Consider the following 21,175-nt stretch of genomic DNA (forward strand, 5'->3'; position numbering starts at 1 on the left):
AACTCCTCACCGATACCTCGCCTGGTTCCATTTGTGCCCGAGCAGCGACAGGATGATGATCAGCCCGTTGAAGAACTGCACGTAGAAGCCGCTCAGGCCTGCCGCCACCACGCCGGTCTGGATGAACGACACGGTGACCGCGCCGATCGCTCCGCCGGCAACCGTGCCGATGCCGCCCCAGGTCGGGGTGCCGCCGACGAACACCGAGGCCAGCACCGGCAGGAGATAGCCGTCGCCCGCCGTCGGCCACCAGGTGAAGTTGATCATCACCGAGAACGTGCCGGCGATGGCCGCCCCTATGCCGGTGAAGACGAACACTTTCACCCGCACCCGCTTGACGTCGATGCCCATCTGCTGGGCGCTGTCGGGATTGTCGCCGACCACCTTCACCTGCGCGCCGAAGCGGTGCCTGTTGTAGAGCATCGCCGACAGCACGACGAAGGCGATGGCCCAGAAGATCTGCACCGGCACGCCATAGACCTGGCTGGAGAAGATCTTGTAGGCCCAGCTGTCGCTGAGACTGGTCAGCGCCATCGACTTGCCCTCGTTGATGATCTGGATCAGCCCGCGCAACAGGAAATTCATGCCGAGCGTGGCGATCAGCGACGACAGCCCGCCATAGACGACCAGTGATCCGACGAGGAAGCCAAGCAGGGTGCCGGTGACCAGAGCGGCGGCAATGCCGAGGAAGGGATCGTAGCCGGCCTGCACCACCAGGGAAAACACCCAGGAGGCAAACCCCATCGTCGCCGGAAACGACAGGTCGATCTCGCCGCAGGTGACGACGAAGACCAGCGGCACGACCACGAACAGCGCCACCGGCAGCGTCGTCAGCACGGAACTGTAGAGATACCAGGTGGTGAACACGGTCGGGTTGGCTGCCAGGAACACCGCCATCATGACGATGAACACGGCGAGCGTGCCGAGCGAGGCGCGGTTGTCGAGGACGAAGCCGCGCAGCCAGTTGTCGGATGGATGGCGCCATTCTTTCCCCGGGATAGGGCTTTCGAGATCGGGTTCCATGGTCTTGCTCATCGCACGCGCTGCCCCGTTTCGCCGGTCTCGTGCAGTCCCGGCAATCCGCCGGGATGCGCGACGTCCTCCATGAAATTGATCAGCTCTTCCGCCGACTTGACCTCGCCGCGGTCGGCGGTCAGCGCCACCTTGCCGCGGTCGAGCACCACGAAGCGGTCGGCAATGTCGAAGACGTGGTGAATGTTGTGGCCGATGAACAGGATCGACCGCCCGCTCGCCCGCACCTGGCGCACGAAATGGAAGACTTTTGCCGTCTCGGTCAGCGACAGCGCCGTCGTCGGCTCGTCGAGGATGATCAGCTCGGCCTGCTTGTAGATAGCGCGCGCGATCGCCACGCCCTGGCGTTCGCCGCCCGACAGCTGGCCGACGATCGAATGCGGCGTGAACACTTTCGAGGTGAAGCCGATTTCGCGCATCAGCCGGCTTGCCTCCTCGATCTCCTTGTTGACCTTCAGCCAGCCCATGAAGCCGGTCAGTTCGCGGCCCATGAAGATGTTGCGCACGATGGTCTGCTGCACCGCCAGCGCCCTGTCCTGGAACACCGTCTCGATGCCGGCCTCGCGCGAGCGCGCGGCGCTCCAGCCGCTCACCGGTCTGTCGCGCACGAGGATCTCGCCGCTGGTCGGCCTGACGACGCCGGACAGGATCTTGATCAGCGTCGACTTGCCGGCGCCGTTGTCGCCGATCAGGCCGACGACCTCGCCCCGGTCGACACGGAGATTGACGCCGCCCAGCGCGTAGACCTGGCCGTAGGACTTCTTGATGTCGCGCAGTTCGATGATGCGTTCAGTCATCGGATCCTCGCTTTTCATTGTCGCATGCCCGCCTCTTAGCCGGCGGCCCCGCCGGCCGGGGCCTGGCCCGGCCGGCGGTCTTGGGAGGTCAGCGCAGCGCCTGCTTGGCGAGCTCCGAGACGATCTCATAGTTCTGCGGCGTGACGAAGCCGGCGCCAGTGTCGACATTCATCGGCGCCAGCCCCAGCACAACCTGCTGGCAGAGGCTGAGGATCGGCAGATAGCCCTGCAGGAACGGCTGCTGGTCGGCCGTCAGTTGCACCCAGCCGCCCTTGAAGCCCTCGACGATCTGCGGGCTGGTGTCGAAGCCGAAATTGAAAATGTCACCGGCTTTCCGTCCCGCCGCCTGCATGTATGTCGGCACATTGCCGAGCAGTTGCCCGCCGGGATAGCCGACCGCCTTGACGCCGGGATTGTTGAGCAGGGCCGCAGTGATCACCGGGATGGCGAGGTTCGGATCGGCTGCCCATTCGGGCGGAGAATTGATTTGAACGACATCGACGCCCGCCTCTTTCAAGGCCGCGACGGTTCCGCGCTCGCGGGCGCCCCGGCTTTCATTGTCGAAGGGGCCGATCATGATCGCCTTGTCGCCGGATTTCAGCCCGGCAAGCTTGAACGCCTCGGCGCCGAGCGCCCGGCCCTGCTGCTCCTGCTGGGCGCCGACATAGCCGCCGCCGAACGCCGCCGTCACCTTCGGCACCGGCACGTTCTGGTACATCATCTTGATGCCGTCCTTATGCGCCTGCTCGGCCAGCGGCATGATCGCGTCGTCGCCGGGATGGCCCATCATGGCGATGCCGCCAGGCTTGACCGCGACCGCCTCGCGCAATTGCTGCACCATCTTTTCGACATCCCAGCCCGAGAAGATGTAGTCGACCTTGGGCCCGAGATCGGCCGCTGCCTGCTTGGCGCCGTTATAGACGATGGTGCCGAAAGCGTCGCCCTCGGCACCGCCGACGAAGAAGCGGATATGGACATCTTTGCACCATTGCGCGTCGAGCGCCCTTGCCGGCAAGGTTGAGACGGCGGCGCAAAGCGCCGTGGTGGCGGCCACGACGGTCGTGCGCAGAAGTGTCGTTCTGATCGCGATGCTCATGCACTTGTCCTCCCATTTTATCCCTCGTCAGCCGAGGGCTTTTGACGATTTGCTGGCACTGGCATTTTTCGGGCCGGCTCCTCCCGCCGGACAATTCTCAGATCAAATTCGGCTTCACCTCGGATTTGGCCTCACCTCGGATTCGGCAGGTAGCTGGCGCCTCCCCGGCATTGCTTGAGATAGTCCAGCGCCCGCGCCTGCCCCGTGATCTCGAGGTCGTCGCGATAGACCGGGTCGTGCCAGCCCTCGATGTCGATGGCGCCGCGATAGCCGGCCAGCCGCAATTCGCTGATCACCCGCGTCCAGTCGCTGTCGCCGAAGCCGGGCGTGCGCATCTGCACGAAAGGCAGCCGGCCGAACACGCCGTGCTCGCGAATGACATCCCAGCGCACCGTCGCGTCCTTGCCATGAACATGGAAGATGCGTGGCGCCCATTTGCGGATCTGCGGCAGCGGATCGATCAGATAGACGAGTTGATGGCAGGGTTCCCATTCGAGCCCGAGATTCTCGTCGGGCAATTCGTTGAACATCAGCTCCCACGCATCCGGATTGTGGGCGATGTTCCAGTCGCCGGAAGCCCAGTTGCCGTCCATGGCGCAATTCTCGAAGGCGATGCGCACACCCTTGTCGGCGGCGCGCCTGGCCAGCGGCCCCCACACCGCGCGAAAACGCGGCAGGCTGTCGGTCAACGCCTTGCCGCGTAGGCGCCCGGTGAAGCCGCTGACCATCGAGGTGCCGAACAGATGCGCATTGTCGATCACCGTTTCCCAGGCCGCGAGCACGCCGCGATCGACCTCGCCGCTCTCCAGCGGATTGCCGAACACGCCAAGCGAAGACACGACGACATCGGCATCGCCGATCGCTTCGCGGATCTGGCCGGCGAGACGCGGCAGATCCTTGTCGCCCAGCGTCTGCCAGAAGAAGGGCTGGATGCTCTCGAAGCCAAGCGGCAGGATCTGTTTGATGTAAGCCGCCGGGTCGTCGAGGTTGGCCCGCACCATGGTGCCGATCCGGATGTCGAGAAGCGGGTTCGGCATTATCGTTCTTCCTGTGCAGATATGGCGACGCGCCGGCCGATCTCGGCGCTTTCGATGGCGCTAAAAACCATGGCCAGGCTCTTGATGTTGTCGGCGCCGCGCGTTTCCGGCTCGGTGCCGGTCTCGATGGCGTGCATGAAATCCCTGATGATGCCGAGATGGCCGCCGACGCGGTCGGCGGGGTCGAGCGGCGGCACCTCGATCGGCTGGGTCTTGTCGAAGATCCCGTCGCGGCCCGGCACCACCACTTCGGCCTTCAAGAGGTCGTGGCCGTCCCAGATAAGGCTGCCGCGCTCGGCAACGATGCGCCAGCTGCCTTCCCAGCTGGTGCGGAAACCGTCGGCGCACCAGGAGCCGGCATAGGTGAAGACCTTGCCGCCACCGAAATCGATTACGGCGCTGGCCGAAGACCCCTGCCGGTACCAGGAATTGGCCGGCTCCCATTCCTGGCAATAGACACTCGCCGGCTCGCCGGCGGCCATGTAGCGGGCTGCGTCGAAGGTGTGGATCGCCATGTCGAGCAGCAGCACATGCGCCATCTCCTCGCGAAAGCCGCCGAAATGCGGCGCGACGAAGAAGTCGGCATGGATACTGGTCGCGGCACCAATGGCGCCGGAGTCGAGAAAGCGCCGGATGCGCCTGACATTGGTGACGTAGCGGCGATTCTGCACCACGGCATGGACGCGCCCTGCCTGGCGCGCCGCCTCGACAATGGCGCGGGCGTTTTCAGGACTGTCGGCCAGCGGCTTTTCGGTCAGGAGATGGCAATTATGGGCAAAGGCCGAGAGCGCGACCCCGCGCCGGGCGGCGGGGACGACGACATCGAACACCGCCTCGGGCCTCGTCTGGTCCAGCACAGCGTCGAGGCTGGTGCCGATGACGGCGCCGGAAAGGTCGTATTCGCGCGCCCTCGCCTGCGCCCGCTCGGCGTCGAGATCGACAAGGCCGACGATGGCGAGCCCGTCGATCTGCCTCACGGCATCGAGCCAGTGCCTGCTCATCGCTCCACAGCCGACGAGGACGACATTCATCATCCGGCATTCCTCCCGTCCGGCCCCTCCCGACCGGATGTCACGGCATTCACGGCTTCACCGTAAACGTTTTTCCGTAAACGTTTACGAGAACACACCCGATAGCGTAGAATGTCAATCGGCGGCCGGCAGAAAACGTTTCCGAAGCCTTGGCCTGAGCGACAGCCGGTGCTAGAGCAGGTCACCGTTCAAGAAACGGCGAACTGCTCTAACTCTTTGTTTTGACGCAATTCCGGACGGAAAACCGCTTCGCACTTTTCCTGGAATTGCTCCGGCCAAGGCAGGGGGAGACTATCCTTTGGCGTCCAGCATCCACGACCTTGCGCGTCACCTGAACATCTCGATCGGCACCGTGTCGCGGGCGTTGAACGGCCGCGCCGACGTCAATGCCGACACCCGCCAGCGCGTGCTCGACGCCGCCAAAGAGCTGAACTATTCGCCCAACCAGTCCGGCCGAAGCCTCAGGCAAGGCGCCACCCATTCGATCGCCTTCATGCTGCAGCCGCATCCGGGCGACCAGCAATATGGCGAGCCGTTCTTCATTCCTTTCCTGATCGGACTGCAGGGCCGGCTTGCCGAAAGCGGGCTCGACCTGACCGTGGTGATGGGCGCGCCGGGCGACTATCAGCAGGAGCGTCTGCGCCGTGTCGTCGAGACCCGCCGCGCCGATGCCGTGCTGCTGGCCTGGACGCGGCGCGAGGACGAACGCATCGATTATCTGACAGAGGTGGGCTTCCCCTTCGCCACGCTCGGCCGCAGCCGCACCGGCGGCAAAGCCTATCCCTCGCTCGATCTCGATTTCGAAAAGGCAGGCGCCGACGCCGTCGACCGGCTGGTGGCGCGCGGCCATCGCCGCATCGCCGCCATCCGCCCTTCCCTCAACCTCAACTTCGGCTATCTGTTCCTCGACGGCTACCGCAAGGCGCTGAAGCGGCACGGCATCGAGGTCGATCCGGCGCTGATCGCCGACGGCTTCATCAACGAGGCCGGCGGCTACCAGGTGACGCCGCGCGTGATGCTTGCAAAGAACAAGCCCACCGCCATCATCTTCAACAACGATGCCATGGCGCTCGGCGGCTGCAAGGCACTGGCCGAGATGGGCATCCGGCCCGGCCAGGACATTGCGGTGACGGTCATCGTCGACACGCCGCTCTGCCGCTATTTCTCGCCGGCGCTGACCGCCTTCCGCCCGGCATTGGAGCCGATGGGGAGGCGGCTGGCCGAAATGCTTCTGGCCTCGCTTCCCGCCTTTGCCGGCCCGGAAGGTCCGCGAATCATCCGCGAGGTCTGGCCGCTAGAACTGATCGCACGCGATAGCGATTGACGGAGGAGCCGGCGAAGGCGCTCAATCCACCTTCTTCTCGCCCCGCTCTCCGGCCTTTACGATATCTCCCGTCGTGAACAGGATTTCCTTCAGTTCCGCCCGCCAGTCCTTCTTCTGGCGAAGCAGGAACTCCAGGTCCATGCCGAAATGCTTGAACTCCTCGGCCTGCGCGTTCTTCATGATCGCCTTGGCCTGCGGGTCCTTTTCCACCGCCATGCGCTGTTCGTACCAGCTTATCGCCTCCGCCTCCTCGATCAGCGAGGTGATCATGCGGGCAAAGGTCCGCACCTTCTGCGACAGTTCCTGCGGCGGCTCGTGATACTGGTCGAAACCCATATGAGGAATCCTTCCCTGGCGATGGCTGGGTTCATGGTTGATGCGCCGACGTCGGACGCATCACCAGAAATGCGCCGGGGGATCGGCGGTTCCCGGCCTTGCCCGACCAAAGATCGGCGCGATACTGTCGCCCGCCTCTCACCGAGACCGCCAATGAGGGTCGGCATGCCCCGAACATCATTCCTGCCGTTGCTCGGCGGACGCCTGCTGATGGTGCTGCTGGCCGTGCTGACGGCGGTGATCTTCGTCCTCGACACCATCACCAATTTCGAGATCGCGGTCGCGGTTCTCTATGTCGCCATCGTCCTCATCGCGGTTCAGCACCTGGGCCGGCGCCAGGTGGTGATGGTGGCGGCGGGCTGCATGGCGCTGACCATGCTGAGCTTTGCCTTGACGCGCACCGGATCCGTGGCCTCGGGACTGGTCAACTGCGCCATCAGCCTGGTGGCGATCGCGGTGACGACCACTCTGGCGCTGCGCGCCGCCGCGGCGGAAGCCGCCGCCCGCGAGGCGCAGGCGCAGCTTGCCCACATCACCCGCGTCACCATGCTGGGCGAACTGACGGCCTCGATCGCCCATGAACTCAACCAGCCGCTGGCGGCGATCGTGCTCAACGGCAATGCCGCGCTGCGCTGGCTGGCCGGCCAGCCCGCCAATCTTGATGAGGCCAACAAGGCCGCCGAGCGTATCGTGCGCGATGCCGTGAGGGCGACCGACCTGATCAAGCGGCTGCGCGGCCTGACCAAGAAAGCGGCGGGCAAGGCGGTCCGGCTCGACCTCAACCAGACCGTTACCGAGACACTGCCGCTGATCCAGAACGAAGTCAGCCGCCATCGCGCCGTCCTGCGTACCGAGCTTGCCGACGCCCTGCCCCGGGTCCACGCCGATCCCGTGCAGGTCCAGCAGGTGATCCTCAACCTGATCGTCAACGCGCTGGAGGCCATGAAGGGCGAGCCGCAGCGTGAGGTGACGGTGCTGACCGCCCTTGGCCAGCCCGGCGAGGTGCTGGTGAGTATCCACGATTCCGGCCGGGGCCTGGCCGCAGCGCAGCCCGACCAGATCTTCGATCCCTTCTACACCACCAAGCCGGACGGCATGGGCATGGGGCTTGCCATCAGCCGCTCCATCGTCGAGAGCCATGGCGGCCGCATCTGGGCACAGGCGGGCGTGCCTCGCGGCTCGACCTTCACCTTCTCGCTGCCGGCCGCCAGGGAGCGCCAATGACCGAGCAGAAACCGATCGTTTTCGTCATCGACGACGATCCCGCCATCCGCGAGGCGCTGGACAGTCTGCTGCGTTCGGTGGGCCACGACGTCAGGTGCTTCGCCTCGGTCGCCGCCTTTCTCGACGCCGCCAAGCCCGACATCGCCTCATGCCTGGTGCTGGACGTGCGCCTGCCTGGGAAAAGCGGCATGGATTTCCAGAAGGAACTGACCCACAGCGAAACCCCGCTGCCGGTCATCATGATGACCGGCCATGGCGATATCGCCATGTCGGTGCAGGCGATGAAGGCCGGCGCCATCGACTTCCTGCCCAAGCCGTTCCGGGAACAGGATCTGCTCGATGCCATCACCACGGCGTTGGACAAGGACCGGTCGCGGCGGATCCACGTGGCGGAGCTGGACGCCTTGCGCGCGCGCCTGGCGACACTGAGCGATGGTGAGCGCGATGTCGTCGCGCAGGTGGTGCTGGGGCGCCTCAACAAGCAGATCGCCGGCGACCTCGCCATCAGCGAGATAACGGTCAAGGTCCGCCGCGCGCGCGCCATGCGCAAGATGCAGGCCGGCTCGCTGGCCGAGCTGGTGAAAATGATCGACAGGCTCGCAACGGAGCCTTCCGCGCAAGGCCATTAACCCATTGGTTTTGAAAGCATTATCGATCAGCCGGCTAGCCTGCCCCGGACCGTGATATGCGTTGGTATCAGGCCATATACTTAAGATTCCGATGCCTGCGTTGACACCGCGTGACAAGCGGGCGTAAGGCGGCGTGGCTTCGGACGACCGAAGCATCAACTCGAGATCGAACAGGTTATGGACAGCTATCCCAGTCGCTGTCCGGATCAAGCGCAAGGCACGGTCCGGACACTGGCCCCGTCAACAGATTTGGTTTCCGGCATGTGGCGCCGGTCGGGCCTGGGCAGGGCATAACCCGCCTTCGGCTCGCCTTGCCGTCCCTGCCGGACCGCAAGAGGTGAGCCATGAACACCAACGTCATCCCCTTCCGCGCGCGCCTCGCTCTGCGCGACCTTTCCGCCATCCGGCCCACGGTCCGGATCCGTGTCGCAGACAATGCGGCAGGCAAGGTCCATCCGCCTGCGCGCCTTGTCTGCACCTGGCGGCGCAATGCCGAAGGCGGGCTGGTGTGCCGCTGGCGCCGCGACGGCAACGCCGTCTCCGAAGAGGGCGTCAGTCGTGCCGCGGCTTTCCTCCTCCTCGCCGCCTGAGACCTCGTCCGGCACGGCAACATCCCTCGGCGCGATGATGACGCCTCCACGCCCGGCGCGGCCGCCGCGCGGGCGTGGCCGCGCGCGTGCCCGAAACCACCCCGGCTTCCTTCTCGCGGCCTCGCATGCCCAGCAGGCAGCGAGCGCCGTCCCCCACGCAAGCAAAGCATCATCCCGAGGCTCGCCATGATCTTCCTGCCACACAACCGCAATTCCCTGGGCGAGGCCGCGGCTCTCGCGCGCGGCCGCATCGCCCCCAACGTCTACGACACCATTGCCTTCGCCATGCTGGTGGCGTTGCTGGTGCTTTTGGCGCATGGCGCCGCCGGCATGCGCGCGCCGAGCGAACTGCTCACCACGTCGCCGGTGACGCTCGATCTCGCCAACCTGCCGGAATATGCGCTGCGCACCACGCTGCGCATGTTCGCGGCCATCGTCGTCTCGCTGATCTTCACCTTCACCGTGGCGACGCTGGCGGCCAAGAGCCGACGCGCCGAAATGGTGATCATTCCCGCGCTCGATATCCTGCAGTCGGTCCCGGTGCTCGGTTTCCTGACCTTCACCGTGACCTTCTTCATGGGCCTGTTTCCCGGCAGCCAGCTGGGCGCCGAATGCGCGGCGATCTTCGCCATCTTCACCAGCCAGGCCTGGAACATGGCGTTCTCCTTCTACCAATCGCTGCGCACAGTGCCGGGCGACCTCGACGAGGTCAGCCGCGGCTTCGGCCTGTCCGCCTGGCAACGGTTCTGGCGCCTGGAAGCACCCTTCGCTGCCCCCGGTCTGATCTGGAACACCATGATGTCCATGTCTGGCGGCTGGTTCTTCGTCGTCGCCTCGGAAGCCATAACGGTCGGCAACACCACCGTGCAGCTTCCCGGCATCGGTTCGTGGCTGGCGATAGCCATCGACAAGCAGGATTTCAAGGCGGTCGCCTGGGCGGTGCTGGCCATGGCGATCCTCATCCTGCTCTACGACCAGCTGCTGTTTCGGCCTGTGGTCGCCTGGGCCGACAAGTTCCGTTTCGAACAGACGGCAGGCCAGGAAAAGCCCCGCTCCTGGGTCTATGACATCCTGCGCCGCGCCCGGCTGCTGCAGACTGTCGGCCTGCCGCTGGCCTGGCTGTGGCAGCGCGCCATGCTGCTGCGCCTGAGCAAGCGCGCCCTGCCCGCGACATCGGCGGCATCGCGGCAGCTGTCGCGGGCGATCGACATCGCCTGGCTGGGCCTGGTGTTTGTTGTCGCGCTTTGGGGCGCCTACGAAACCGTGGTCTATCTGCGCCAGACATTGGGCTGGGGCGACGTCGTCGAAGCCTTCGAAGGCGGCCTGCTCACCTTGCTGCGCGTTGTCGTGCTGATCGCGGTGGCGAGCGTCATCTGGGTGCCGATCGGCGTCTGGATCGGCCTGCGCCCGGCCGTTGCCGAGCGGGTGCAGCCGCTCGCGCAGTTCCTTGCCGCCTTCCCGGCCAACGTGCTGTTTCCGTTCGCCGTGATCGCCATCGTCGCCACCGGCGCCAGCCCGAGCATCTGGCTGTCGCCGCTGATGGTGCTGGGCACGCAATGGTACATCCTGTTCAACGTCATTGCCGGCGCCAGCGCCTTCCCGTCGGACCTCAAGGAAGCCGCTTCCGTATTCAGGCTCAAGTCCTGGACGTGGTGGCGCAGCGTGATCCTGCCGGGGATTTTCCCCTATTACGTCACCGGGGCGCTGACCGCGTCGGGCGGTTCGTGGAACGCCTCCATCGTCGCCGAGCTGGCGAGCTGGGGCAACACCAAGCTCGAGGCTTTCGGGCTCGGCTCCTACATCGCCAAGGCCACCGAGGCCGGCGACTTTCCGCGCGTCATTCTCGGCATCGCCGTGATGTCGCTGTTCGTCACGCTCTTCAACCGCACGCTGTGGCGCCCGCTCTACGTCTTCGCCGAACGCCGCATGCGGCTCGACTGAACCTCTTTCCTCCAGGAGACTGACCATGAACCAAGCTGTCATCACCAAGAGCCTCCCGCTCGTCGAAGTCCGCGGCGTCTGCCAGACCTACGACAAGGGAAGCGCCGGCAAGCTCATCGTGCTCGACCAGGTCGGGCTGACGCTTGCGTCCGGCGAGATCGTCGGCCTGCTCGGACGCTCCGGCTCCGGCAAATCCACCTTGCTGCGCTCGATCGCCGGACTGATCCGGCCGAGCGAAGGCGCCATCACCTTCGAAGGCAAGGCCGTGTCCGGCACGCCGGACGGCATCTCCATGGTTTTCCAGAGCTTCGCGCTGTTTCCCTGGCTGACCGTACTGCAGAATGTCGAGCTCGGGCTCGAGGCCCAGGGCGTCTCTCCCGCCGAGCGCCGCAAGCGCGCCTTGTCGGCCATCGACCTGATCGGCCTCGACGGCTTCGAGAACGCCTATCCCAAGGAGCTGTCCGGCGGCATGCGCCAGCGCGTTGGCCTCGCCCGCGCACTGGTGGTGCATCCCAAGGTGCTCCTGATGGACGAGCCGTTCTCGGCGCTCGATGTCCTGACCGCCGAAACGCTGCGCACCGATCTCCTCGACCTCTGGTCGGAAGGCCGCATGCCGATCGAGTCGATCCTGATGGTCACGCACAATATCGAGGAAGCGGTGCTGATGTGCGACCGCGTGCTGATCTTCTCGTCCAATCCCGGCCGGGTGGTCGCCGAGCTCAAGATCGACCTGCCGCAGCCGCGCAACCGGCTCGACCCGGCCTTCCGCGCGCTGGTCGAGGACATCTATGCCCGCATGACAGCCAGGAAGGAGCCAGGCAGCCCGGCCCGCGACGGCATCTTCCCTGGTTCCGGCATCGCCATGATCCTGCCCCGCGTCTCGACCAACCTGCTCTCGGGCCTGATCGAGGCGGTTGCCGCGCCGCCCTATAACGGACACGCCGACCTGCCGCCGCTCGCCGCCAGCCTGCAGCTCGAGATCGACGACCTGTTCCCGATCGCCGAGACGCTGCAATTGCTGCGCTTTGCCGAACTCGCCGAGGGCGATATCCAGCTGACGCCGGCAGGAAAACGCTTCGCCGAAAGCGAGGTCGACGCCCGCAAGCAATTGTTCGCGCAACAGCTGGCGACCTATGTGCCGTTGGCCGGTCACATCCGCCGCGTGCTCGACGAACGCGCCAACCACAAGGCGCCGGCCCGCCGCTTCCGCGACGAGCTGGAGGACCATATGTCCGAGGACTACGCCGACCAGACGGTGCGGGCCGTGATCAGCTGGGCGCGCTACGCCGAGTATTTCGCCTACGACGAGGAGAGCGACCTCTTCACGCTCGACAACCCGACATAGGTTCCCTGCGCGACACCCGAACGGACTTGAAGGCAGGACCGGCACCCCGATCGCCGGTTCTGTCCGCGCCGGCGCGCCCGACGTCAGCGAACCAGCCTGGACTCTCTCTTTACAGGCAATTCCCAGGAGGAAGCGCTTCGCACGTCTCCCGGGAAAACCGTTTCACGCTTTTCCTGGAATTGCTCCAGCAGTCGGAGGTCGGCCATGCGCCACTTTCCACCACGCATCCTTGATCTTCTCTTGTCGTGCCGCCATTCCACCGCACGCGCGGCGCGGGTCGCGCGCGAATGGCTGTTCCTGAAGCTTTCCGGCATGACACTGCGCCTTGGCCATCGCGTCCTGCTCACGGGAACAAGCGCGTTCCGCGCCGGCGCGCTCGGCATGCCGGGTCTGCGCAAGGTGTTTCTTATCTCCTCGCGTCTCGACCGCATGGGCCTGCAACTGATGCGCTGGAGCATCGGCCGGCAAGGAACGGCCCGGCGGGACCGCCGCTGAGCCGCCCGAACATCCGCGCATGCGTCATGACACCGGCGCGGCGCCCCCCTCTTGCGTGCGCCGTGCGATGAACTCGTCCAGCACGCCTGATGTAGCCGCCGCCGAGGCCGGCGGCTGGAAATCCGCGACCGCGCGACGCCAGATGCCTATGGCGCGTTCGCTCGCGGTCTTCGAACCGCTCTGCGTCCAGTTGCCGAAATTCGACCAGTCGGCCACCAGCGGCTCGTAGAAGGCGGTGCGGTAGCGCGCCATTGTATGGCCGGCCGAGAAGAAATGGCCGCCGGGCTGAACCTCCGCGATGGCGTCGAAGCCGATGGCATCGTCGTCGCCAGGTGTGTCGGCGCACAGTTCGGCGACCGTCTGCAGCGCCTCGACATCGGTGACCAGCTTCTCGAACGAGACGCTCAGGCCGCCCTCCAGCCAGCCGGCGGCATGGATGCACATGGTCGCCCCGGCCAGCACCGAGCCCCACAGCGCGAACTGCGTCTCGTGCGCGGCCTGCGCGTCGGAGATGTTGGCGGCGCTGCCGCCGCCCGAGCGCCAGGGAAGTCCGGTGAAACGCGCCAGCTGCCCGGCGCCGAGCGTTGCCTTGACATGCTCCGGCGTGCCGAAGGCCGGCGCTCCGGACTTCATGTCGACATTGGAGGAGAAGGATCCATAGACGACCGGGGCGCCGGGACGCACGATCTGCGCCAGCGTCAGGCCCGCCAATGCCTCGGCGTGCTGCAGCGCCAGGGCCCCGGCCACCGTGATCGGCGCCATGGCGCCGGCCAGGCAGAAGGGCGTGATGACCGAGACCTGGCCCGCCTTGGCGAAATCGATGATGCCTTGCGCCATCGGAATGTCGAGCTGGCGCGGCGAGTTGGTGTTGATGACGGTGTAGCAGTGCGCGTCCGCGAGGAATTCGTCCTGCGACAGGCCGCGCGCCAGCCGGATCATCTCGAAGCCGTCCTCGACCTGGGGCGTGCCGCGCGCGAAGACGAAGGGAAACTTGTCGGACAGCGTCAGTTGCGCCCGGTTCACCGCATAGTGGCGAAAGCGGTTGTCGACATCCTGCGGCTCGATGCAGGGGCCCAGCATGTGCAGCACGTCGAAATGCTGCACCAGCCGCAGCAGATCCTCGAAATCGGCCAGCGTGCCCGGCCGGCGGCCGCGTTCGAGGTCGGTGACGTTCGGCGCCCCGCATCCGGCCAGGAAGGTCATCGAGCCGAGCTCGAGCGACAAATCCCGGGCGCGCGAGCCGGCACGCGCCTGGATCGACTTGGGCGCCGAGGCAAGTGCGGCGGCGACGATGTCGCGGCCGATGCGCACCATGTCGGTGTCCGGCTCCACAATCGCGCCGGCGCGCGCGAAAATCTCCCGCGCCTGCGGCAGGAGCACCTTGATGCCCAGCTCTTCCAGCACACGCAGCGCCGTGTCGTGGATCGACGCCACCTGATCTTCCGAAAAGATCGGCTGTGGCAGGAACGGGTTCTTCAGCGAGCGGTAGTTGGGCCGCCGGCTGCTTTCGCTGCCGGCCTCGCCTGTGCGTCCACGCCGGCGTTCGCGCCTCGTATCCCGTGCCGCGTCATCGACCATCAGAAATCCTCCTCATTGCCGCATCGCCTTGCCCCTGGGGTCGTAGGGCGAGGCCGCGATGATCCGTGCCGGCCGCTCGACGCCGACAATGTGCACCGAAAGCGCCGTCCCCTCCCCGGCGAAATCGTCGTCCACCAACGCCAGCGCGACGCTCTTGCCGATCGCGTAGCCAAATCCGCCCGAAGTGACGAAGCCGACGCGGCGGCCGTCATGCCAGACGGGTTCAAAGCCGCTGGCGTCGGCATCGACGGCATCGATCTCCAGCGTCACGATCCGCTGCTCGGCGCCCGCCTCACGCGCCTTCAGCGCCGCCTCGCGGCCGACGAAAGAGCCCTTATCGAAGGCGATGAATCGGTCGAGCCCGGTCTGGCCGGGCGTGTAGCCCTGCGTGAACTCGCGCGACCAGATGCCGAAGCTTTTCTCCAGCCTCAGCGCATTGAGCGCGTAATAGCCGATCTCGGCCAGGCCCAACTCCTCGCCGGCGGCCAGCAGCGTTTCGCGCAGCGCCGCGTGCATGCCGACCGGGCAACTGATCTCGAAGCCGAGCTCGCCGGCGATGGAGAGGCGGGCCACCCGCGCGCGCACGATGCCGATGTCGAAGGCGCCGCAGGCCATGAACGGCAGCGCCGTTCCAGATACGTCCTGATGCGTGGTGCGTTCCAGGATCTTGCGCGCATTCGGTCCGGTCAGCAGGAAGCCGCCCATCGCGTCGGAAAGATCGGAGACCGTGACGCCCTCTCCCGCCTGGCTCTCGAACCAGCGCATGTGGAATTCCCGGAGATAGTAGGAGCCCATCAGCCAATAGTCGCCGCCACCCCAGTTGAGCACCGTGAGGTCGCCCTTCAGCCGCCCATCCGGCCCCAGCATCGGCGCCAACCGCGCCTGTCCGGCTTTCGGCAGCCTGCAGGCCAGCAGCCGGTCGAGCCATGCCTGCGCGCCAGAACCGGAGACCGCGTAGCGTGAATAGGCCGAGATATCGACGAGGCCGGCGGCGCGGCGCGCCTGCAACGCTTCGTCGCCGACGATGTCGAAGGCATTGGAGCGCTTCAGCGTGGTGTTCTCGCGAAAACCCATCGGCGCGAAATAGGCCGGGATTTCCAGCCCCCACGAGGCCGTCCATTCGCAGCCGGCAGCGCTCATGCAGTCATAGGCGCCAGGGCGTTTCAGAGGCCGGCCAGCCGGCAGCCGCTCATTGGGGAAGGTCATGACGAAACGGCGCGAATAGAACTGTCGCGTCGTCTGCCTGAGATATTCCCGGTTGGCGGCGAAGGCGCCGTAGCGGGCGATATCCATGCCGAAAATATCGGCCTGCGGCTCGCCGTAGATCATCCACTCCGCCAGTGATTTGCCGACGCCGCCGCCCTGGCTGAAACCGGCCATGACGCCACAGGCGACCCAGTAGTTCTTCAAGCCACGCACCGGGCCGACGATCGGGTTGCCGTCGGGCGTGAAGGTGAAGGCGCCGTTGACCCATTTGCGGATGCCGGCGCTTGCCAGGCAGGGAAAGCGCTCATGCGCCTTGGCCAGTTCCGGGCTGATGCGGTCGATGTCCTCCGGGATCAGCTCGATGCCGTAATCCCACGGCGCGCCGTCCATGTTCCAGTGCTTCGGGTTCTGCTCGTAGACGCCGAGCAGAACCCCTTTCCGTTCCTGCCTGAGATAGGAAAAGCCGTCGAGGTCGACGGCGATGCCAATCTCCCGGTCGAGGGCCGCGATCTCGGGAATGTCCTCGGTGACGAAATAATGGTGCTCCATCGGCGTCACCGGCAGGTCGACACCGGCCATGCGGCCGAGCTGCTTGGCCCACAATCCGCCGGCATTGACGACATGTTCCGCGACGATCGTGCCCTGCTCGGTGACGACGTCCCACTGACCATCGGGCCGGGACCTCAGCTCGACCACGCGGTTGCGCAGGATCACATCGGCGCCCCGCTTCCTCGCAGCGCCCGCATAGGCATGCGTCGTACCGTAGGGGTCGAGATGGCCTTCGTTGGAATCGTGCAGGCCGCCCAAAACGCCGGTGACATCGACGATCGGGCAGATCGCCTTGATCTCCTCCGGGCCCACCAGCCGCGCCGTCTCGATGCCGACCGACTGGAACACCGCCCAGGCCGACTTCAGCCACTCCCAGCGCTGGGGATCACTGGCGATGTTGACGCCCCCGGTCATGTGCAGACCGATATCCCAGCCGGATTCAGCCTCGATCTCACGGTAGAGGTTGATGGTGTAATCCTGGAGCGCCGCCACATTGGGATCGGCGTTGAGCGCATGAAATCCGGCGGCCGCATGCCAGGTCGAGCCGGCCGTCAGCTCGGCACGTTCGATCAGCGCCACCTCGGACCAGCCGAAGCGCGTGAGGTGATAGAGCACCGAAGCGCCGACCACGCCACCTCCGATAACCACTGCGCGGTAATGCGGCTTCAAGGCTCCCCTCCAAGTCTGTCAGAAGCAGCACCATATACGCACTGTACATAAGTGTCCAGACAGTTGCGTACATAGGTGTCCAGTCTCGCCGGCAATCGGCCTCTATGCGCGCAAGCGGTATTTCGCGACGGCGGCGACATGCCCGGCGAACTGTCACGCAACGATCACGTTGACGCCCTAGACAACTGGCCGGAAAGGGCTGTCTGCATCCGATCCGGCGCCCTCTCTTTGGCCGATATCGTCACAAGGGGACATCCATGAAATATCCGAACCGAACCGTCGCGCTCGGTGCCGCACTCGCTTTCTTCACCGCCCTCACCCCGGCCCTGGCCGACGGCGTTGCCTACATCAACAAGGGTATGGTCGGTGTCGGCCGCATTCCGGCCGCCCAGCGCGACAAGTTCGGCGAGACGTTCGGCTCGGGTTCGGGCATGGCGATCGACACGGCGGGCTGGACGCATGATGCCGGCACCTACAAGGGTTCGCTCTGGCTGCTGCCCGATCGTGGCTACAACGTCGCCGGCACCACCGACTACCGGCCGCGCCTCAACACGATCGCCATCGAGTTTACCCCGCTTGCCCCCGGCGCAACACCCGCGGCCGGCCAGGAGCAGGCCGGCGTCAAGGCGACGCTCGCCGACACCTTCCTCCTGACCGACGACAAGGGCGCCGATGCCACCGGGCTCGATCCCCTGAATGGCGTGCGCGCCGCAAGCGGCGACATGCCGATCCTGCCGCAGGCCGACAACGGCAAGCTTTCGCTCGATAACGAAGCCATCGTGCGGCTGCCGGACGGCTCCATGTTCATCTCCGATGAATACGGCCCCAACATCTACCGTTTCTCGGCGCAGGGCCACCTGATGTCGGCGACACAACCGCCGGCAGCGCTCGTGCCGATGCGCCACGGCAAGCCGAATTTCGCCTCCAACAATCCCGGCCCCGGCGCCGCCGGACCCGACCCCAAGGATCCCGAGACCGGCCGCCAGAACAATCAGGGCCTCGAAGGCATGGCGATGACGCCTGACGGCAAGTTCCTGATCGCCGTGCTGCAGTCGGCGACACGGCAGGACGGTGGCGATTCCGCCTCGACGCGCCAGCACACCAGGGCCCTTGTCTATGATGCCTCCGATCTCGCCCATCTCAAGCTCGCGCACGAATATGTCGTGCCGCTGCCTGTGTTCAAGGATGCCAAGGGCAAGACCAAGGTCGCCGCGCAGAGCGAGATCGTGGCGCTGTCGGACACCAAATTCCTGATGCTGGCGCGCGACAGCGGCAATGGCCAGGGCCTGAAGGGCGAAGCCTCGCTCTACCGAAAGATCGATATTGTCGATCTTTCCAGCGCGACCGACATCGCCAACGGTCCGTTCGACAGCGCCGACAAGCCGGTGGCGCCGAAGGGCGTGCTCGACCCCTCCGTCACGCCGGCAAAGTCGACGCCATTCATCGACATCAACGACGCCGCCCAGCTCGGCCGTTTCGGCCTGCACAATGGCGGGGCGAAGGACCACAACGAGCTTTCCGAGAAGTGGGAGGCGATGTCGCTGGCAAGCGTGCTCGATCCCAAGCTGCCGGACGACTACTTCCTGTTCGTGGCCAACGACAACGACTTCCTCACACAGGACGGTTACCAGGTCGGCGCGCCCTACAAGGCCGACGACGGCGCCGATGTCGACACCATGTTCCTGGTCTATCAGGTGACCCTGCCGGGCCTGGCGAAGAAGTAACGACAATCAGACAGGCGGACGCGCACGGCGCGTCCGCCTGTCTGCTCGCAAGATAGTCTACTTCAGCATCTCGGCGTCTTTCGGCACGCCCGCATCGATCGGCTCGGCTGTCCGGTTCGACACGGCGCTGTTCTTGGCGGCCGCCGAGAGGTTCGCGCGCACGAAGACAGGCGCCACGCCGTTGACGCGGCTGTAGAGATCGATGATGTCCTGGTTGATGAAGCGCACGCAGCCGGACGAAGCATTCTTGCCGATCGAATCCCACTCCGGCGTGCCGTGCAGCCGGTACATCGTGTCCTTGCCGTCGCGGAACAGATAGAGCGCCCTGGCTCCCAACGGGCTCTGCGGTCCGGGCGGCATGCCGTCCTTGAATTTCGCCAGCTCCGGCCGGCGCTGGATCATTTCGGGCGGCGGCGTCCAGACCGGCCACTTCTTGCGCGCCTGGACCACTGCGCTGCCGGTCCATCCGAAGCCGGCCTTGCCCAGGCTGACGCCATAGCGGATCGCCTTGCCGCCGTCGCGCACCAGATAGAGGAAATGCTGGGAGGCATCGACGACGATCGTGCCCGGCTTTTCCCCGGTCGGATCGTCCACGATCTGGCGCACGAACTTCGGATCGAGCTTCGCCACCGGGATCGCCGGCAGCTGAAAGCCTTCATCGGTGCGCGCCGCATACATTGTCGCGACATCGCCAAGAGCCGGCTCGGGCGGGGCCGCGGCCACGGGAGGCGGCGTCGCCACATCGGTCGTGGTGCACGCCGAAAGCGCCAGCGAAGCCGCGCTCAGAGCGGACGCACCGAGGAACGCGCGCCGGCTCAGGCGCTCTGAAAAAAGCGAAATATCGGACATGACCCCCCCGGCTTGCCCATGAGACCAGCAAATTCCACCCCAAGTACCCAGATCAATATCCCATTCCGGAAGCTTTGAGAACATGATTGCATTAGGGAACGCTGGAAGACCGGGCCAATCTTTTGTGGCGCCACATCGACCTGCCCCGTTGAATCGGCAATGATGCGGACCGGATCCAAATCAGCCTTGCCGAGTTGCCTGCCATGACCGAAAAAATGCCGACGCGCCGGCGCACCGGCGACCTGACCAGTGGCCCGATCCCGCGCACCTTGCTGCTGTTTGCCCTTCCGGTTCTCGGCTCCAACGTGCTGCAGTCGCTCAACGGATCGATCAATGCCGTCTGGGTCGGCCGGTTCCTCGGTGAATCGGCGCTCACCGCCACGTCCAATGCCAATCTCGTCCTGTTCCTGATCCTGGGAACCGTGTTCGGCATCGGCATGGCCGCCACCATCCTGGTGGCGCAATCGGTCGGCGCCCGCGACCTGCCCGAGGCGCGGCGCATCGTCGGCACCAGCGCCACCTTCTTCTTCCTGGTTTCGGTGGTCTTCGCCATCTGCGGCTGGATCTGGGTCGACGCCATCCTGCGCGCGCTGGGCACCCCGCCGGACGCCTTGCCGCTCGCCCGCTCCTATCTGCGCATCATCTTCGTCGCCGTGCCGATGATGAACCTGCTGTCCTTCGTCATGACCGTGCTGCGCGGCGCCGGCGATTCGCGCACGCCGTTCATCTTCATGGCGCTGGCGGTCGTGCTCGACATCGTGCTCAACCCCTTGCTCATCCGCGGCATCGGCCCATTCCCGGAGCTCGGCATCGCCGGATCGGCCACCTCGACGCTGATCGGCCAGACGGTGAGCGTGATTGCCATCCTGGTCGTGCTCTATGCGCGCAAGCATCCGCTGCGCCTGGCCGGAGCCAATCTCGCCCTGCTGCGGCCCGACCCTGCCCTTTTGCGCATCGTCGTCTTCAAGGGCGTGCCGATGGGCCTGCAGATGATCGTCATCTCGGCGGCCGCGCTGACGGTGATGGGCATCGTCAACTCATATGGTTCGCAGGTCGCCGCCGCCTATGGCATCGCCGCCCAGTTGTGGACCTACATCCAGATGCCGGCGCTCGCCATCGGCGCCGCGGTCTCGTCCATGGCCGCGCAGAATGTCGGCGCCGGACGCTGGGACCGGATCGGCCGCATCGCCGCCTCCGGCGTCGGCTTCAACCTCGTGCTGACCGGCGCGCTGGTCGCGCTGCTATGGCTCTTCGACCGGTCGATCCTCAGCCTGTTCCTGAGCAGCGACAGCGCGGCCATCGACATCGCCGCTCACATCAACACGACCGCGTCGTGGTCGTTCATCCTGTTCGGCATCACCATCGTGCTGTTTGCCACCGTGCGTGCCACGGGCGCCGTGATGCCTCCCCTGATCATCCTGGTGATCTCGGTGCTGATCGTGCGCACCGGCTTTGCCTATTTCATGCGCGGCGTGATCGGCGAGGAAGCGCTGTGGTGGAGCTTTCCGGCGGGTTCGATCACCTCGCTGGTCCTGGCGGCGGCCTACTATCGTTTCGGCGGCTGGCGCACCTTGCACATGATCGAGAACAGGCCGGCCGCCGGCGAGCCGCCCGACACCGGACTTGGCGTCCCGCGTGGGCGCGCCAACATGGCGCCGGAAACGCCGAACGGCTGATCATCCACCAAACCAAGAAAAAGGGCCGCGGATGATGGCGGCCCTCT

The 21,175-nt window shown here is 65.8% G+C and carries 18 protein-coding genes; 9 read left to right on the forward strand and 9 right to left on the reverse strand.

Going from position 1 to position 21,175, the window contains the following annotated elements; genetic code table 11:
* Positions 1 to 6 precede the first annotated feature (6 nt).
* The 5 genes from FFS37_RS15810 to FFS37_RS15830 form a co-directional block, all read right to left on the reverse strand.
* Positions 7 to 1,035 (reverse strand): ABC transporter permease, encoded by a 1,029-nt coding sequence (locus tag FFS37_RS15810; RefSeq protein ID WP_137931885.1) that lies wholly within the window; start codon positions 1,033 to 1,035, stop codon positions 7 to 9.
* Complete coding sequence (locus tag FFS37_RS15815; RefSeq protein WP_137931886.1) at positions 1,032 to 1,829, reverse strand: ATP-binding cassette domain-containing protein; 798 nt, start codon at positions 1,827 to 1,829, stop codon at positions 1,032 to 1,034. Before FFS37_RS15815 ends, FFS37_RS15810 begins: the two co-directional genes overlap by 4 nt.
* 88 nt (positions 1,830 to 1,917) lie before the next feature.
* A complete protein-coding gene (locus FFS37_RS15820; protein WP_137931887.1) occupies positions 1,918 to 2,925 on the reverse strand; it encodes a substrate-binding domain-containing protein in 1,008 nt (335 codons plus the stop codon).
* Between the two features lie 131 nt (positions 2,926 to 3,056).
* Positions 3,057 to 3,962 carry a sugar phosphate isomerase/epimerase family protein gene (locus FFS37_RS15825; protein ID WP_210240463.1) on the reverse strand — a complete coding sequence of 302 codons (906 nt, stop codon included), beginning with the start codon at positions 3,960 to 3,962 and terminating at the stop codon, positions 3,057 to 3,059.
* Positions 3,962 to 4,996, reverse strand: a complete 1,035-nt coding sequence (locus tag FFS37_RS15830) for a Gfo/Idh/MocA family protein (protein ID WP_137931889.1) — start codon at positions 4,994 to 4,996, stop codon at positions 3,962 to 3,964. Before FFS37_RS15830 ends, FFS37_RS15825 begins: the two co-directional genes overlap by 1 nt.
* A gap of 295 nt (positions 4,997 to 5,291) precedes the next feature.
* Between FFS37_RS15830 and FFS37_RS15835 the strand changes: the two genes are divergently transcribed.
* Complete coding sequence (locus FFS37_RS15835) at positions 5,292 to 6,317, forward strand: LacI family DNA-binding transcriptional regulator (protein WP_137931890.1); 1,026 nt, start codon at positions 5,292 to 5,294, stop codon at positions 6,315 to 6,317.
* 21 nt (positions 6,318 to 6,338) lie between these two features.
* Here FFS37_RS15835 and FFS37_RS15840 read toward each other — a convergent pair whose 3' ends face one another.
* Entirely contained in the window at positions 6,339 to 6,653 is a 315-nt protein-coding gene (locus FFS37_RS15840; protein WP_137931891.1) for a ferritin family protein, read from the reverse strand.
* A gap of 165 nt (positions 6,654 to 6,818) precedes the next feature.
* Here FFS37_RS15840 and FFS37_RS15845 point away from each other — a divergent pair, with 165 nt between their 5' ends.
* The 6 genes from FFS37_RS15845 (at position 6,819) to FFS37_RS15870 (ending at position 12,877) form a co-directional block, all read left to right on the forward strand.
* Positions 6,819 to 7,877, forward strand: a complete 1,059-nt coding sequence (locus FFS37_RS15845; protein WP_171026297.1) for a sensor histidine kinase — start codon at positions 6,819 to 6,821, stop codon at positions 7,875 to 7,877.
* On the forward strand, positions 7,874 to 8,506 hold the full coding sequence (locus FFS37_RS15850) for a response regulator transcription factor (protein ID WP_137931892.1): 633 nt from the start codon (positions 7,874 to 7,876) through the stop codon (positions 8,504 to 8,506). The genes FFS37_RS15845 and FFS37_RS15850 overlap by 4 nt, the downstream gene beginning before the upstream one ends.
* A 344-nt stretch (positions 8,507 to 8,850) precedes the next feature.
* Positions 8,851 to 9,096, forward strand: a complete 246-nt coding sequence (locus tag FFS37_RS15855; protein ID WP_137931893.1) for a hypothetical protein — start codon at positions 8,851 to 8,853, stop codon at positions 9,094 to 9,096.
* 186 nt (positions 9,097 to 9,282) lie between these two features.
* Positions 9,283 to 11,037 carry an ABC transporter permease gene (locus tag FFS37_RS15860; protein ID WP_137931894.1) on the forward strand — a complete coding sequence of 585 codons (1,755 nt, stop codon included), beginning with the start codon at positions 9,283 to 9,285 and terminating at the stop codon, positions 11,035 to 11,037.
* 25 nt (positions 11,038 to 11,062) lie between these two features.
* The gene (locus FFS37_RS15865) at positions 11,063 to 12,382 is read left to right on the forward strand and encodes an ABC transporter ATP-binding protein (protein WP_137931895.1); all 1,320 of its coding nucleotides are present in this window, start codon (positions 11,063 to 11,065) and stop codon (positions 12,380 to 12,382) included.
* A gap of 204 nt (positions 12,383 to 12,586) precedes the next feature.
* Positions 12,587 to 12,877: a hypothetical protein gene (locus tag FFS37_RS15870; protein WP_137931896.1), complete on the forward strand. Its 291-nt coding sequence runs from the start codon at positions 12,587 to 12,589 to the stop codon at positions 12,875 to 12,877.
* 24 nt (positions 12,878 to 12,901) lie between these two features.
* Here FFS37_RS15870 and FFS37_RS15875 read toward each other — a convergent pair whose 3' ends face one another.
* Together FFS37_RS15875 and FFS37_RS15880 are read right to left on the reverse strand one after the other, a co-directional pair.
* Positions 12,902 to 14,455, reverse strand: coding sequence for a trimethylamine methyltransferase family protein (locus FFS37_RS15875; RefSeq protein ID WP_137931897.1), 1,554 nt, complete (start codon positions 14,453 to 14,455; stop codon positions 12,902 to 12,904).
* Positions 14,456 to 14,467: 12 nt separating this feature from the next.
* The gene (locus FFS37_RS15880; RefSeq protein ID WP_137931898.1) at positions 14,468 to 16,879 is read right to left on the reverse strand and encodes a GcvT family protein; all 2,412 of its coding nucleotides are present in this window, start codon (positions 16,877 to 16,879) and stop codon (positions 14,468 to 14,470) included.
* A gap of 257 nt (positions 16,880 to 17,136) precedes the next feature.
* Here FFS37_RS15880 and FFS37_RS15885 point away from each other — a divergent pair, with 257 nt between their 5' ends.
* Complete coding sequence (locus FFS37_RS15885; RefSeq protein ID WP_137931899.1) at positions 17,137 to 18,603, forward strand: esterase-like activity of phytase family protein; 1,467 nt, start codon at positions 17,137 to 17,139, stop codon at positions 18,601 to 18,603.
* A gap of 57 nt (positions 18,604 to 18,660) precedes the next feature.
* Here FFS37_RS15885 and FFS37_RS15890 read toward each other — a convergent pair whose 3' ends face one another.
* Positions 18,661 to 19,452 (reverse strand): L,D-transpeptidase, encoded by a 792-nt coding sequence (locus FFS37_RS15890; RefSeq protein WP_137931900.1) that lies wholly within the window; start codon positions 19,450 to 19,452, stop codon positions 18,661 to 18,663.
* 203 nt (positions 19,453 to 19,655) lie between these two features.
* On the opposite strand from FFS37_RS15890, the gene FFS37_RS15895 reads away from it, so the two are divergent.
* A complete protein-coding gene (locus tag FFS37_RS15895) occupies positions 19,656 to 21,128 on the forward strand; it encodes an MATE family efflux transporter (protein WP_137931901.1) in 1,473 nt (490 codons plus the stop codon).
* Positions 21,129 to 21,175: the final 47 nt, after the last annotated feature.

The sequence above is a fragment of the Mesorhizobium comanense genome, from assembly GCF_005503535.1.
GTDB classification, from domain to species: domain Bacteria; phylum Pseudomonadota; class Alphaproteobacteria; order Rhizobiales; family Rhizobiaceae; genus Mesorhizobium; species Mesorhizobium comanense.

Coding starts and splice junctions, on each gene's coding strand:
- FFS37_RS15820 (WP_137931887.1), bottom strand. CDS start 2,925: ATGAGCATCGCGATCAGAACGACACTTCTGCGCACGACCGTCGTGGCC.
- FFS37_RS15825 (WP_210240463.1), bottom strand. CDS start 3,962: ATGCCGAACCCGCTTCTCGACATCCGGATCGGCACCATGGTGCGGGCC.
- FFS37_RS15860 (WP_137931894.1), top strand. CDS start 9,283: ATGATCTTCCTGCCACACAACCGCAATTCCCTGGGCGAGGCCGCGGCT.
- FFS37_RS15890 (WP_137931900.1), bottom strand. CDS start 19,452: ATGTCCGATATTTCGCTTTTTTCAGAGCGCCTGAGCCGGCGCGCGTTC.
- FFS37_RS15895 (WP_137931901.1), top strand. CDS start 19,656: ATGACCGAAAAAATGCCGACGCGCCGGCGCACCGGCGACCTGACCAGT.
- FFS37_RS15865 (WP_137931895.1), top strand. CDS start 11,063: ATGAACCAAGCTGTCATCACCAAGAGCCTCCCGCTCGTCGAAGTCCGC.
- FFS37_RS15815 (WP_137931886.1), bottom strand. CDS start 1,829: ATGACTGAACGCATCATCGAACTGCGCGACATCAAGAAGTCCTACGGC.
- FFS37_RS15845 (WP_171026297.1), top strand. CDS start 6,819: ATGCCCCGAACATCATTCCTGCCGTTGCTCGGCGGACGCCTGCTGATG.
- FFS37_RS15810 (WP_137931885.1), bottom strand. CDS start 1,035: ATGAGCAAGACCATGGAACCCGATCTCGAAAGCCCTATCCCGGGGAAA.
- FFS37_RS15885 (WP_137931899.1), top strand. CDS start 17,137: ATGAAATATCCGAACCGAACCGTCGCGCTCGGTGCCGCACTCGCTTTC.
- FFS37_RS15850 (WP_137931892.1), top strand. CDS start 7,874: ATGACCGAGCAGAAACCGATCGTTTTCGTCATCGACGACGATCCCGCC.
- FFS37_RS15855 (WP_137931893.1), top strand. CDS start 8,851: ATGAACACCAACGTCATCCCCTTCCGCGCGCGCCTCGCTCTGCGCGAC.
- FFS37_RS15830 (WP_137931889.1), bottom strand. CDS start 4,996: ATGATGAATGTCGTCCTCGTCGGCTGTGGAGCGATGAGCAGGCACTGG.
- FFS37_RS15875 (WP_137931897.1), bottom strand. CDS start 14,455: ATGGTCGATGACGCGGCACGGGATACGAGGCGCGAACGCCGGCGTGGA.
- FFS37_RS15870 (WP_137931896.1), top strand. CDS start 12,587: ATGCGCCACTTTCCACCACGCATCCTTGATCTTCTCTTGTCGTGCCGC.
- FFS37_RS15840 (WP_137931891.1), bottom strand. CDS start 6,653: ATGGGTTTCGACCAGTATCACGAGCCGCCGCAGGAACTGTCGCAGAAG.